Here is a 13,398-nt window from a genome sequence, read left to right on the forward strand (position 1 = left end):
CCCCCTCTTTGGGGCCTCCGGCCGCGGTGGGCCCCCCCACCGGCCACCTCCGCCACGAATCGGGGGGTCAGGAGAGCCGCGGCGTGCGCGGGGGCCGCGTGCGGCGGTGGCCGGTCGCCTCGAACGCCGCCGCGAGGGCCAGCAGCGCCGCGTCGTCGTAGGCGCGGCCCGCGAAGGTCAGGCCGACCGGCATCCCGGTGTCCTCCATCGTCCCCATCGGGACCGTGACCGTCGGGATACCGAGGTGCCGCGGCACGAGGTTGCCGTTGGCGACCCAGACGCCGTTGCGCCAGCCGAGGCCGGCGGAGGCCGGGTTCACATCCATGTCGGCGGGCGCGACATCGGCGACCGCGGGGAAGGCGACGGCGTCGACGCCGAGGCCGGACATCCACTCCTCCAGGTCGACGCGGCGGGTCTCCTCCAGGCCGCGGAGGCCGTCCGCCAGCTCCGGGATGCCCTCCAGCGTGGTGCCGGGATGCTCGCGCACCCAGCCCGGATACTCGGCGATGTCGTCGTCGAAGCCGGTGTAGCGGTCGGGCAGCGCGCCCTCCGGCTGCGGGAAGATGCGGGCGCCGTCGACGTCGGCCAGCGTGTTCAGCGCGGGGTCGCCGTTGGCGGCGAGGAAGTCGTCCCAGCCCCAGGCCGAGAGGTCGATGATCTCGCGGCGAAGGTAGGCGGGCGAGACGAGGCCGCGGGTGGCGATGGTCGGCGCACCCGGCCGGTCGCCCTCGTAGTTCGAGACCACGGGGAAGTCGGTCTCGACCACCTCGGCGCCCGCGGCCTCCAGGTCGCGGCGGGCGGCCTCCCACAGGGCGATGACCGACTCGCGGGTGTTGATGCGCTGCCCGGTCGGGCCGCCGATTCCGACGTGCTCACCGGTGCCGGCCTCCTCGTCCGCGTTTATGTACATGCGCGGGACGGCGATGCGGCGGCCGGCCAGGCTCGCCTCGACGGCCAGCGCGGGATACGACGCGGGCCGCAGCTCGGAGGCGGGTGGGATCGGCACCCACGGCTGCGCGCGCCAGAAGTCGCCGCGGGTCTCGGCATCGTCGGCGACGATGACGTCCAGCACCTCCAGGAGGTCGGCCATCGTGCGCGTGTGCGGCACGACGACGTCCATCGTCGGCACCAGCGGCCAGTTGCCGCGCACCGAGATGACGCCGCGCGACGGCGTGTAGGCGCACAGCGCGTTGTTGGAGGCCGGGGCCCGGCCGGACGACCAGGTCTCTTCCCCGAGCCCGAACGCGCCGAAGCTCGCGGCGGTGGCGGTGCCGGAGCCGTTGGACGAGCCCGAGCCGAACGCGGCGGTGAGGAAGTCGCCGTTGTACGGGCTCTCCGCGCGGCCGTAGACGCCGCGCTGCATCCCGCCGTTCGCCATCGGAGGCATGTTGGTGAGCCCGAGCAGGATCGCCCCGCCGGCACGCAGCCGCTCGATCGTGAAGGCGTCGCGCTGGGCGACCAGGTGCTCGAACGCCGGGGAGCCGGCCGCGGCGGTGAGGCCGCGGGCGAGGTAACTGTCCTTGGCGGTGTACGGGATGCCGTCGAGCGGGCCGAGGGTCTCGCCGCGGGCGCGGCGCTCGTCGGCCGCGCGGGCCTCCTCGCGGGCGTCGGGGTTGCGGACGATGACGGCGTTGAGTCGCGGGCCGGCGGTGTCGTAGGCGTCGATGCGGGCGAGGTAGGCGTCGACCAGCTCGGCGCTGGTCGTCTCGCCGGACTCCAGGGCCGTGCGGAGGCCGGCGATGGAGGCCTCCACGACGTCGAAGCGGGTCATGCCGCGTTCACCTTCTCGGGCACCGCCGGCTGCTGCTGCGTGATGCAGTGGATGCCGCCGCCGCGGGCGAAGATCGGGCGCGAGTCCACCATGCTGACGCGGCGGCCGGGGTAGGCGGCCTCCAGGATCTCGGTCGCCTCCGCGTCGGCCGCCTCCTCGCCGAAGCCGCACGCGATCACGCCGTCGTTGACGACGAGGTGGTTCACGTAGCTCCAGTCCACGAAGCCCTCCTCGTCGCGGAGGGTGGCGGGGGCCGGGAGGTCCACGATGTCCCACGCGCGGCCGGCGGCGTCGGTCGTGCCGGAGAGGAAGGCGCGCAGTTCGCGGGAGACCTCGAAGTCGGGGTGCTCGGGGTTGCGCTGCGTGTGCAGGAGCAGACGGCCCGGGGAGGGGATGGTCGCGACGATGTCGACGTGGCCGTTCGTGCCGAAGTCGTCGTAGTCGCGGGTGAGGCCGCGGGGCAGCCAGACGGCGTGCGTCGCGCCGATCGTGCGGGCGAGCTCGGCCTCCACCCTGGCCTTGTCGGCGTACTTGTTGCGGCGCGGGTCGAGCTGGACGGTCTCGGTGAGCAGCACCGTGCCGTCGCCGTCGACGTGGATGCCGCCGCCCTCGTTCACGAGCACCGAGCTGACGAGCTCTGCGTCGGTGCGCTCGGCGACGAAGCGGGCGATCTCGGCGGACTTGCGCCACTCGGACCAGGCGGGGTCGCCCCAGCCGTTGAAGGTCCAGTCGACGGCGCCGAGCACGCCGGGGCGCTCGTCGTCCACCACGAAGGTCGGGCCGAAGTCGCGCATCCAGAACTCGTCCAGCAGCGCCTCCACCTGCTCGACGTGCGAGCCGAGCATCCGGGCGGCGCGCTCGCGCTCGGACGGGTCGACCACCATCGTGACCGGCTCGAACTCGGCGACGGCGTGGGCGACCGCGGTCCAGGCGGCGTAGGCCTCCTCGGCGGAGGCGGCGTCGTCGCCCAGGGTGATGCCGGCGCGCGGGAAAGCCATCCAGGTGCGCTCGTGCGGTGCGGTCTCGGCGGGCATGCGCCAGGTCATCGTGAACCTCCGGGCTCTATTGATCGGATGATCAATAGATACCTATACTGGACCCACGATGTCAAGAGCAGCCCGCAAACCGCCCGCAGAGCGCCGCGCAGAACTGGCCGCCTCCGCCCGCGCCCTCGCGTTGGAGGAGGGCCTCGCCGCGGTCACGCTGCGCGCCGTCGCCGCCCGCGCCGGGGTGACCCCTGCGCTGGTCGCGCACTACCACGAGTCGATGGACGGCCTGGTGGCCGAGACGTTCACCAGCATCGTCGGGGCGGAGATCGCGGAGCTGCGAGCGCTGCTCGCCGCCACCCCGTCGCCCGCCGCCGGGCTCGCGACCCTGCTGCGCACCCTCCTCGACGGCACGCGCGACGACGTCACGGTGGTGTGGGTGGAGGCTTGGGCGCTCGGCCGCCGGAACGCCGTGCTGGGCGCGGCGGTGCGCGACCAGATGGACGCCTGGAGCGACGTCGTCGAGGGCGTGATCGTGGACGGCGTCGCGGCGGGCTCCTTCCGGGTGGAGGACCCGCGCGCTGTGGCCTGGCAGTTGCTCGGCATGCTCGACGGGCTCAACGCGCAGGCGCTGGTCCGCTGGGGAGGCGCGGCCGACCGGGGGTCGCTGCTCGCGCACGCGGTGGAGGGGATGCTCGGGGTCGAGCGCGGGGTGCTGGTCGGGTAGGGGTTGCGTGTACGGCGATTTGCCGTACACTGGACGTCATGCCCACCAAAGACCGCCGAATCGAAGTGCGCGTGACCAGCGTGCAGCGCGAGCTGATCGAACGTGCGGCGATCCTCGAAGGGCGCACCGTCTCCGACTTCACCGCCACCACGCTCACCACGCGTGCGGAAGAGGTGATCCGTCACGAGCGCGAGCTGCGCGTCGAGGAGGAGACCTTCGCGGCGTTCGCAGCGGCACTCGACGCACCGGCCCAGAACGTCGAGGGGCTCGCCGAGCTGTTCCGTCGCCGTTCGGTGTTCATCGACTGACGCGGCATGGCTCAGTACCACCGGCCTCGTCCCATCAAAGCGGGGGACATCGCCTCTGAGTTCGACTGCGGCGTCGATGTCCTCGATCGTTGGCTGAAGGCGTGGGCGCGTCACAACGAGGCGGCGGGCGGCGCGCGCAGCTACGTCTCCGTCACCGACGATACGAGCCACGTCGCGGGCTACTACTGCCTCTCCGCGAGTTCGATCGCGCGAGCGGAGGCGCCGGGCGCGCTGTCGCGGAACATGCCCGATCCGATCCCGGTCGCCCTCCTCGGCCGGCTGGCCGTCGATCGCCGGCACGCGGGCGTCGGACTCGGAGCGTCCCTGCTGCAGGACGCCGTGCTGCGTGCGATCCAGGCATCCGAGACTCTGGGCATCCGCGCCCTCGTGGTGGACGCCATCGACGATGCGGTCGTCTCGTTCTACGAGCGGTTCGGCTTCCGCCGGTTCCCGGGCACGCGGCGCATTCTCTATCTGAAGATCTCGGACGCCCTGAAGACCGCCGCCGGCCTCAGCTGACCCACGCCGTCAGCTCGGCCAGGAACTCCTCCGGCTTCTCGATGTGCGGCGAGTGGCCGCAGTCCTCGAACACCACCTCCCGGGTCACCCCGCCCTCCGCCTGGTAGCTCTCCAGCACCGCGCGGATCTGCTTCAGCATCGGCTGCGGCGGCGCGACCTCCGCGCCGGGCCAGCCGGGGATGACGCCCGCGGCGCCGAGCTGGTTGAGGTCGAAGAAGGAGGCGTCGTTGACGATCGCGTCGAGGGCGCCGTGGATCCAGAGGATCGGTGGCTTCATGGGGAGGTCGATGATGTCGGTGGTGTCGAAGTAGTTCGGCGCCATCGTGTTGAGGACGCCGTTCGGGCCGGGGGCGAAGCCCGGCCACTCGTCGGTGGTCGTCGCGTCGCCCGGATAGTTGTCGACGCCGGTGGCCGTCGTGAGCATGGACTGCACCCACAGGTCCTCGTACTCGGTGGTGAAGCCCGGTGCCACATAGGCCGAGCGGTAGACGGCGCGCGGGGAGGTCGGCGACTCCTCGCCGGTGTCGCCGGCGGCGAGCCGCTCCACGAAGTCCGGGTTCGCCCCGCCGCCGCCGGTGCCGGAGGCGTGGGCGTTGAGGAGGCTGCCGTCCAGCGCCGTGCCGCCGAAGCCGTACGGGGAGACCGTGGAGACCAGGGTGAGGCTGCGCACCAGGTCGGGGCGGTCGAGCAGCAGCTGCATAACCACGCCGCCGCCCATGCTCCAGCCGACCAGGTGCACCGGCCCGCTGTCGAGCGCGTCGAGGACCGCCGCGACGTCCTCTGAGAAGTCGCCGACCCCGCGCGTCGCGTCGACGGGGAGCGTCTCGCTGTCCCCGAAGCCGCGGAGGTCGATCGCGAGCGCGCGCGTGCCCTCGGGGAGCGACAGCATCAGCGGCTGCCAGAACAGCGACGACGAGACGTTGCCGTGCACGAACACGATCGTCCGGGTGGCGTCCGCGGCGACGGTGGGGTCGGTCGTGCGCGCCAGGACGTTGGCGGTGTAGCGGGAGGTCGGGATGCTGCGGGCGACGATGCCCGGGAGCAGGGTTCCGGTCACGGTGTCTCCTTCGGGTGAGGGTGGGGTGAGGGGTCGGAGTGGTAATGCGGGTGAGCGGGGTACGCGCCTGGCAGGTGCGGCGTGAGCTGCCGCACGCCGGCCTCCGTCATCACGATCGTGTAGTGGTTCACGTCGTCGGCCTCGAACGCCTCGAACCACGGCAGCCGGCCGCGCCACTCGGCGGGCTCCTCCGGCAGGTAGAGCGGGTCGGTGTTCAGGAGGCCGCGCGGCGCACGCACGAACGCGATCGGCAGCGTCAGCCCGGCGAGGGCCTCCGCATAGCCGCTGCTGCCGTCCATCTCGGTCGCGTTGACCGACATGGCCTCCTCGGACACGCTCGACCGCAGCTCGGGCGGCGTGCCGACCAGGTCGTAGAGCGCGTACGCCTCGACGACGTCGTTCCACCACGGTCCGAGCGCGGGGTGCCGGCGCCAGAACGCGAGGTAGTCGTCCTGGCTCGCGAACGTCATCCGCAACCGGTCGCGGGCGGGGCCGAGGTCGGCGGTGCGGGTCACCGGGAGGCCGCCGTCGATCAGCACCAGCCGCTCGACCCGGTCGGGGTGCCGCTCCGCCAGCCACACCGCGACGAACGCGCCCATCGAGTGACCGGCGACCACCGCGCGCTCGACGCCGAGACCGTCGAGCATCCGGGCGACGTCGTCGGCGTGGCCGGCCATCCCGTACGGCCCGGGCAGGGTTCCGCTGCCGCCGCGGCCGCGCAGGTCGGGCGCGATCAGCCGCACGCCGGGCAGCGCGGCGGCGACCATGCCCCACGAGACGTGGTTGGCGGTGATCCCGTGGATGCCGACCAGCGGCATCCCGCCGGCGTCGGCGTGCCACTGACCGCCCGCGAGCTCGCCGCCGTCCACCGGGACGCGGAACGGCGTGGCCGGGGTGAACGCCGTCATTTCGCGCTCCAGCCGCCGTCGATCGTGTAACTGGCGCCGGTGACCATCCGCGACCCCTCCCCGGCCAGCCAGAGCGCGAGCCCGGCGACCTCCTCGGGCTCCACCAGGCTCTTGATCGCGGGCTCTGTGAGCATGATCCTCTCCACCACCTCGTCCTCGGGGATGCCGTGCAGCCGCGCCTGGTCGGCGATCTGCTTCTCGACCAGCGGCGTCCGGACGTAGCTCGGCTCGATGCAGTTGGAGGTCACACCGTGCGCGGCGCCCTCCAGCGCGGTCACCTTAGACAGGCCCTCCAGGCCGTGCTTGGCGGCGACGTAGGCCGACTTGAACTCGGATGCGCGCAGGCCGTGCACGCTGGAGATGTTGATGACGCGGCCGAAGCCCCGCTCGTACATCCCGGGCAGTGCGGCGCGGATGAGGAGGAACGGCGCCTCCAGCATGACCCGCAGGATGAGTGCGAAGCTCTCCGGCTCGAACTCGGGGATCGGTCGGACGTGCTGGAGGCCGGCGTTGTTGACGAGGATATCGGTGTCGAGCCGGAGGTCGCCGAGCGCCGCGGTGTCCGAGAGGTCGACCTCCCACGCCTCGCCGCCGAGCCGGTCGGCCGTCGCTCGCGCGGCGTCGCCGTTCACGTCCGCGACGGTGACGTGCGCACCCGCCGCGGCGAACGACTCCGCGCACGCCAGGCCGATGCCGCTCGCGCCTCCGGTGATGAGCGCCCTGCGCCCCGAGAGGTCCGCCATCGTCGCTTCCTTCCCCGGGCGCGCCCCGCCCACACCGGCACCCTACCCGCGGCCCGCAGCCCGGCGGAAGGAGTCGGAGGCGGGCGTCAGCTCGCGATGAAGGAGGTGACGTCGGTGCCGTCGGAGAGCACCGGCGAGATCATCCCGAACACGTTGCCCTCGGGGTCGCGCAGGTACGCGACCCGGCCGATCGAGGGCATGTCGTCGGGAGGCAGCGCCTCCGTGCCGCCGAGGTCGAGCCCGCGCTGGTAGAGCTCGTCCACGTTGCCGTCGATGCCGACCACGATGTTCGCGCCGGAGATCGGTGCGTCCAGCGCGGGCGCCGGGCCCATCCGCTGGGTGAGGCCGCCGTTGATCCCGTTGCCGGCCGCCCCCATGGCTATCGCTCCCTCGCCGGTGTCGATCGCCCAGTACGGCATCTCGCCGAACCGGGTGAAGGACCAGCCGAGCAGACCGGTGTAGTAGTCCATCAGGCGCTGCGGCTCGACGGCGTGGATTTCGAAATGGACGACGAGATTGGACATGGTGGGCCTCCCGGCGCCGAGCATAGTTCTCTCACACGCCGAGGGGCACGTCGTTGTCACTTTCCGGGGTCGGAAGTGACAACGACGTGCCCCTCGATGGATGGTGTGGGGGTTTCCGGGTTAGGGGAGGGGTGCGGTGGCCGGGGTGGTGACGGTGGCGCGGACGAGGCGGGCGTCGGCCGGGGTGACCGCGTGCGTCGGACCGGTGAGGACGATGCCCGTCTCGGTCTCGCGGGTGGCGCAGTCGGGACCCACCCAGAGCTCGACGTCGCCGGGCTCCACGATGCGGACGCCGTCCAGGCCGGTGAACGCCAGGCGCGCGGTCGGCACCTGGAAGGTGACCTCGGCCTCCTCGCCCGGCTCCAGCGCCACGCGCGCGTAGCCGAGCAGCTGCGCGACCGGGCGGGTCACGCTCGCGAACACGTCGCGCGCGTAGAGCTGCACCAGGTCGGCGCCTGCGCGCTCGCCGCTGTTGCGGACCGTCACGCGCACCTCGAACTCGCCGCCGGCGGCCACGGCCGTGTCGGCCTCCAGGCCCGTGCGCTCGAAGGTCGTGTAGCTGAGACCGTGACCGAACGGGAGGATCGGCGTGCTGTCGGCGCTGGTCACGTCCGAGGGTCCGCCGAGCAGCGGGTGCAGGTACGAGAACGGCTGGGCGCCGGCCGACCGCGGCAGCGACACCGGGAGGTGGCCGGTGGGGGCGACGCGGCCGGAGAGCACGGCGGCGATGGCGCGGCCGCCCTCCTCGCCGGGGAAGAACGCCTGCAGCACCGCGGCGGGGGCGTCCGGTCCGGAGATGGCCCAGTCGATCGCGTACGGGCGGCCGGAGAGCACGATGACGACGGTCGGCGTCCCGGTGCGGACGACGGCCTCCACGAGCTCGCGCTGCACGCCGGGCAGCTCCAGGCTCTCGACGTCGTTGCCCTCGCCGACCGTGCCGCGGCCGAACAGGCCCGCGCGGTCGCCGACGACGACCACGGCCACATCCGCGTCGGCCGCGGCGCTCACCGCGGTGACGATGCCGGAGCGGTCGTCGCCCTCCACGTCGCAGCCGCGGGCGTGGACCAGCTCGGCGGACGGGAACTCCTCGCGCAGCGCCTCCAGCACCGACGGGAGCTCGAAGCCGAGCGGCACCTCCGGGTGGTGGGCGAGCACGTGGTTGGCGAAGGAGTAGCAGCCCATCAGCGCCTCGGCGGCGTCCGAGTTGGGGCCGACGACGGCGATCCGGGCGGCGGCGCGGTCGCCCTCCAGCGGGAGGGCTCCGTCGTTGGTCAGCAGCACCAGCGACTCCTCGGCCAGCCGCAGCGCGAGCGCGCGGTGCTCGGGGGAGTCGAGGTCGACGGAGGCCGGCGGCGTGTCGAAGGTCTCGTCCAGCAGGCCGAGCTCCTCCTTCTGCGCGAGCAGGCGCAGCACGGCGCGGTCGACCAGCGCCTCGTCCGCGAGCCCGGCGCGGATGCGCTCGGCCAGCGGCGCGAGGAACGCGTCGCCCGTGGGCAGCTCGACGTCGATGCCGGCGGCGAGGGCCAGCTCGGCCGCCTCGCCGCGGTCGGCCGCGACGCGGTGCATGGTGTGCAGGAACGCCACGGCGAAGTAGTCGGCCACGACCGTCCCGTCGAAGCCCCACTCGTCGCGCAGCACGCCGGTGAGGTACTCCGGGTTCGCGGCGACGGGTACGCCGTCGATCTCCGCGTAGGAGTTCATCACCGAGCGCACGCCGCCGTCGCGGACCGCCATCTCGAACGGAGGCAGCAGCACGTCCCGGATCTCGCGCGTCCCGGCGTGCACCGGCGCGTGGTTGCGCCCGGCCTGGGACGCCGAGTAGCCGACGAAGTGCTTGAGCGTGGCGTGCACGCCCGACGACTGGAGGCCGCGGACGTACGCGGTGCCGATCGTCCCGACCACGTACGGGTCCTCCGCGATGCACTCGTCCACTCGGCCCCAGCGCGGGTCGCGGATGACGTCGAGCACCGGCGCGAGGCCCTGGTGGATGCCGAGCTCGCGCATCGAGGCGCCGATCGCGGCGCCCATCTCCTCCACCAGCTCCGGGTCGAAGGCCGCGCCCCAGGCGAGCGGGGTCGGGAAGGTCGCGGCCTTCCACGCCGCCAGCCCGGTCAGGCACTCCTCGTGCACGAGCGCCGGGATGCCCAAGCGGGTCTGCTCGCGCAGCCTGCGCTGCTCCGACCACAGCCAGGAGGCGCGCTCCACGGGGTCGACGGGGCGCGTGCCGTAGACGCGGGTGAGGTGGCCGATGCCCTGCGCGGTGGCGTCGTCGTAGCTCTGTCCGGTGGTCATCTCCCCGTCGAGCGGGGCGACGTTGTCGTCGCCCTTGTCGACCCAGTAGCCGACGATCTGCGCGAGCTTCTCGTCGAGGGTCATCCGGGCGTGCAGGTCGCGCACGCGCTCGGAGACGGTGGGGAGGTTGTCAGGTGTAGTCATGCTTCTTTCCTGCAGACGTGTGGGTTCGTGGGCAGGCGCCCGGGTCAGCCCTTGACCGCGCCGGTGAGACCGCCGACGATGCGGCGCTCGAACAGGCTGAAGAAGATCAGGGCGGGGATCATCGAGAGGGAGGTGAAGGCCAGCACCTTGGAGGTGTCCGTCGCGTACTGCGACGAGAACGCCTGGACGCCGAGGGGCAGCGTGAACGTCGCCTGGTCGTTGAGGATGAACAGCGGCAGCAGGTAGCTGTTCCAGCTTCCGATGAAGGCCAGGATGCCGACGGTGATGACGCCGGGCAGCGAGAGCCGCAGCACCATCCGGAAGAAGAAGCCGAGCCGGCTGCAGCCGTCGATGAACGCGGCCTCCTGGATCTCGTCGGGGATCGCGCGCAGGAACGGCACCAGGATGATGACGGTCGTCGGCAGCGCGAACGCGATCTGCGGGATGATGACGCCCGCGAGCGAGTTCATCAGGCCGAGGTTGCGCACCACGATGTAGAGCGGCGTGATCGCGACGGTGATCGGGAACATCAGGCCGGCGGCGAACAGCGCGTAGAGGGCGCCGCTACCGCGGAACGGGTAGCGGGCGAGCACGTAGCTGGCCATGAGCCCGAGCCCGACCGCGCCGACCGTCGTCACCAGGGCGGTGATCGTCGAGTTGAGCACCTGGCCCCAGAAGACGCCGCCGGTGAGCACCTCCAGGTAGTTCGCGGGGTTCCACGGGTTCGGGAAGCCCGCCGGGTCGACCGTGATCTGGGAGTTGGTGCGGAAGCCGCCGATGATGATGTACGCGATCGGCACGATCATCAGCGCGATCACGATCAGCGCGATGAAGTAGACCGCGGGAGAGCCCCAGGGCAGGCTCTTCCGCGCGGCGCGGCGCGAGGCGCGGGAGGAGACGGTGAGGGCGGTCATCACGCCGTCCTTTCTGTCGCGGCCGCGCCACGGCGGCCCTTCGTGCGACCCGACTTCTTGGCGGTGGTCACGGCGCCTGCGGTGTCGCGGCGGAGGACGAAGCGCTGGTAGATCAGGGCGACGATCATGGAGATGAGGAAGATCACGACGGCGACTGCGTTGCCGTAGCCGTAGTTGCCGGCGTTGCGGCCGTTGGCGACCATGTACGTCGCCATCGTCGAGGTGCCGGCGGTGGACGCCACGTACTGGCCCCAGATGATGTAGACGAGGTCGAAGAGCTGGAGGGCGCCGATGATCGAGAGGAACGCCCAGATCCGCAGCGTCGGGCCGAGCAGCGGCAGGGTGATCCTGCGCTGGATCTGCCAGAACGACGCGCCGTCGAGGGCGGCCGCCTCGTAGAGCTCCTCCGGGATGCCCTGCAGGCCGGCGAGGAAGAGGATGACGGCGAAGCCGACGTACTTCCAGGTCAGGATGGCCATCAGGGTCCAGATGGCGATGTTCGGGTCGGACAGCCAGTCGTGCGCCCAGGAGCCGAGGCCGACGTTGTGCAGGAAGCCGTTGAGCGCGCCGTTGGTGGCGAGCATCAGGCTCCAGCCGGTGCCGACCACGACCTCGGAGATCACGTAGGGCACGAAGATCAGCACGCGGATGATCGACTGGCCCTTCATCTTCCTGTTGAGGAGGAGGGCGAGCAGGATGGCGATCGGGCCCTGGATGACGATGGACGCCACCACGATGAAGGCGTTGTGCCCGAGGGCCGCCAGGAACGCGGGGTCGGTCAGGATGACGACGTAGTTCTGGAGGCCGACGAAGTCGGTGGGCGGTCCGTAGCCCGCCCAGCGGAAGAATCCGTAATAGGCGGCCATCGCGACCGGGAAGATCACGAAGGCCAGGAAGACGATGACGGCGGGGCCGGCCAGGAGGGCGATCTCGGCGCGGAGGCCCCAGCCTGCGCCGCGGCGGCGGCGCGGCTGCGACGGGAGCGACGCGGTGGCGCCGCTCCCGTCGTGCTGCGCGAGATCCGCCGTCGACACGTGCTCGGTCGAGGTTGACTCGCGGGTGTTGCTCACGGTGAGGCCTCTCAGCCCTTCTTGGCGGCGTCGTTCGCGGCCTGGATCATGCCCTTGGCGTCGGTCTTGCCGGCGAGCATGTCGACCACGGCCACGTTCAGCGCGTTGCCGATGTTCTGGCCGAGGACCGTGTCCAGCCACTGCGAGACGTAGGGGGCCTTGTTGTAGGCGGCGAGGACGTCCTTCAGGTAGGGCTCGGTGACCTCCTTCTGCGCGTCGGTGTTGACCGGCGGCGAGTTGAACGCCTTGTAGTAGGCGATCTGCTGCGGGGTCGTCGCGATGAAGTTGAGGAAGTCGGCGCACTGCTTCGGTGCCTTCACCGAGCAGGAGTAGCCGTCGACGCCACCCATGATCGAGCCGGGCTCACCCTTGCCCGCGCTGGAGAGCTCGGGGAACGGGTAGAAGCCGAGGTCGGCCAGGGGCTTCTGGTCGGGGGTGAGGGAGGCGATCACGCCCGGGTCCCACGCGCCCATGAGCTCCATCGCGGCCTTGTGGTTCGCGACCAGACCGGCGGACGAGCCCGCGCCCTGCTGGGCCGAGGTGGTCAGGAAGCCGTCGTTGAACGGCTTCTGGCCCGCGAAGTTCTGCAGGTCCTCGGCGGCCTTCAGCCAGCAGCCGTCGCTGAAGCTCTTCGAGTCGGCCGTCTTCTCCATCGTGGAGCCGGAGCACTCGCGGAGCGCGAACCAGTAGAACCAGTGCGCGGCGGGCCAGGCGTCCTTGGCGCCGAGAGCGATCGGCGAGACGCCGGTGGCCTTCAGCTTCTGGACGTCGGCGCTGAGGTCGTCGATGGTCTTGGGAGCCTCGGTGATCCCTGCCGCCTTGAAGAGGTCCTGGCTGTAGAACAGGCCGCCCGGGAGGACCGAGAGCGGCATGGCGTAGACCTTGTTCTGGTAGGTCTCGGCCTTGAAGGAGCCGGAGGAGATGACCTTCTTGGTGTCGGAGGAGACCTTGTCGGTGAGGTCCATGAGCTGGCCCGCCTGCACCATCGCGGCCATCTTGCCGCCGCCGCGCTGCAGGAAGATGTCGGGCGCGTCACCGGAGTTGAGCGCCGTCTGCAGCTTGCCGTCGAGGTCCTCGTTCTGGATCGACTGCATCTTGATGGTGACGTTCGGGTTGGCCTTCTCGAAGGCCGCGATCGCGTCCTTCCAGTACTGCTGGCCGGGGCCCGTGGTGGAGTTCTGCCACAGCGACATTGTGACTTTGCTGCTGCTGTTCGAGCTGTCCGAGGTCCCGCTGCACGCGCTCAGGGCGATCGTGCCGGCTGCCAGGACAGCTGCTCCCATGAGGAGCTTCTTGGCTTTCATGTGATTCCAACCTGTTCTCTTCGTTGAGCGGCATCCACGGTTCCGTCGATGCCCGTGACATGAGTTCGCTGGGGTGTCGGCCGGGGCGAAGCCTCTCACCTGTGGCCGGATCACGAACTCGTCGGGTCCGG

13 protein-coding genes are annotated in these 13,398 nt (G+C 71.5%); 3 read left to right on the top strand and 10 right to left on the bottom strand.

Annotated features, from left to right (window positions below):
- Positions 1-67: 67 nt before the first annotated feature.
- Positions 68-1,771 (bottom strand): amidase, encoded by a 1,704-nt coding sequence (locus ABCS02_RS00540; RefSeq protein WP_345833656.1) that lies wholly within the window; start codon positions 1,769-1,771, stop codon positions 68-70.
- Positions 1,768-2,817: an agmatine deiminase family protein gene (locus tag ABCS02_RS00545; RefSeq protein WP_345833657.1), complete on the bottom strand. Its 1,050-nt coding sequence runs from the start codon at positions 2,815-2,817 to the stop codon at positions 1,768-1,770. Before ABCS02_RS00545 ends, ABCS02_RS00540 begins: the two co-directional genes overlap by 4 nt.
- A gap of 58 nt (positions 2,818-2,875) precedes the next feature.
- On the opposite strand from ABCS02_RS00545, the gene ABCS02_RS00550 reads away from it, so the two are divergent.
- Genes ABCS02_RS00550 through ABCS02_RS00560 form a run of 3 tightly spaced genes read left to right on the top strand, consistent with a single transcriptional unit; the run spans position 2,876 to position 4,311 of the window.
- The gene (locus ABCS02_RS00550; RefSeq protein WP_345833658.1) at positions 2,876-3,484 is read left to right on the top strand and encodes a TetR family transcriptional regulator C-terminal domain-containing protein; all 609 of its coding nucleotides are present in this window, start codon (positions 2,876-2,878) and stop codon (positions 3,482-3,484) included.
- A 38-nt stretch (positions 3,485-3,522) separates the two neighbouring features.
- A complete protein-coding gene (locus ABCS02_RS00555) occupies positions 3,523-3,792 on the top strand; it encodes a DUF1778 domain-containing protein (protein WP_345833659.1) in 270 nt (89 codons plus the stop codon).
- Between the two features lie 6 nt (positions 3,793-3,798).
- Positions 3,799-4,311 carry a GNAT family N-acetyltransferase gene (locus tag ABCS02_RS00560; RefSeq protein ID WP_345833660.1) on the top strand — a complete coding sequence of 171 codons (513 nt, stop codon included), beginning with the start codon at positions 3,799-3,801 and terminating at the stop codon, positions 4,309-4,311.
- On the opposite strand, the gene ABCS02_RS00565 is transcribed toward ABCS02_RS00560, so the two are convergent.
- The 8 genes from ABCS02_RS00565 to ABCS02_RS00600 form a co-directional block, all read right to left on the bottom strand.
- A complete protein-coding gene (locus tag ABCS02_RS00565) occupies positions 4,304-5,368 on the bottom strand; it encodes an alpha/beta hydrolase (protein ID WP_345833661.1) in 1,065 nt (354 codons plus the stop codon). The genes ABCS02_RS00560 and ABCS02_RS00565 overlap by 8 nt on opposite strands.
- Positions 5,365-6,276 carry an alpha/beta fold hydrolase gene (locus ABCS02_RS00570; protein ID WP_345833662.1) on the bottom strand — a complete coding sequence of 304 codons (912 nt, stop codon included), beginning with the start codon at positions 6,274-6,276 and terminating at the stop codon, positions 5,365-5,367. Before ABCS02_RS00570 ends, ABCS02_RS00565 begins: the two co-directional genes overlap by 4 nt.
- Positions 6,273-7,019, bottom strand: a complete 747-nt coding sequence (locus ABCS02_RS00575) for a 3-hydroxybutyrate dehydrogenase (RefSeq protein WP_345833663.1) — start codon at positions 7,017-7,019, stop codon at positions 6,273-6,275. The genes ABCS02_RS00570 and ABCS02_RS00575 overlap by 4 nt, the downstream gene beginning before the upstream one ends.
- A gap of 86 nt (positions 7,020-7,105) precedes the next feature.
- Entirely contained in the window at positions 7,106-7,543 is a 438-nt protein-coding gene (locus ABCS02_RS00580; protein WP_345833664.1) for a VOC family protein, read from the bottom strand.
- Positions 7,544-7,663: 120 nt separating this feature from the next.
- On the bottom strand, positions 7,664-9,979 hold the full coding sequence (locus ABCS02_RS00585; RefSeq protein ID WP_345833665.1) for a glycoside hydrolase family 3 N-terminal domain-containing protein: 2,316 nt from the start codon (positions 9,977-9,979) through the stop codon (positions 7,664-7,666).
- A gap of 44 nt (positions 9,980-10,023) precedes the next feature.
- Positions 10,024-10,893, bottom strand: a complete 870-nt coding sequence (locus ABCS02_RS00590; protein ID WP_345833666.1) for a carbohydrate ABC transporter permease — start codon at positions 10,891-10,893, stop codon at positions 10,024-10,026.
- On the bottom strand, positions 10,893-11,963 hold the full coding sequence (locus ABCS02_RS00595; protein ID WP_345833667.1) for a sugar ABC transporter permease: 1,071 nt from the start codon (positions 11,961-11,963) through the stop codon (positions 10,893-10,895). Before ABCS02_RS00595 ends, ABCS02_RS00590 begins: the two co-directional genes overlap by 1 nt.
- Before the next feature lie 11 nt (positions 11,964-11,974).
- Complete coding sequence (locus ABCS02_RS00600) at positions 11,975-13,267, bottom strand: extracellular solute-binding protein (protein WP_345833668.1); 1,293 nt, start codon at positions 13,265-13,267, stop codon at positions 11,975-11,977.
- Positions 13,268-13,398 lie beyond the last annotated feature (131 nt).

The sequence above is a fragment of the Microbacterium sp. X-17 genome, from assembly GCF_039615055.1.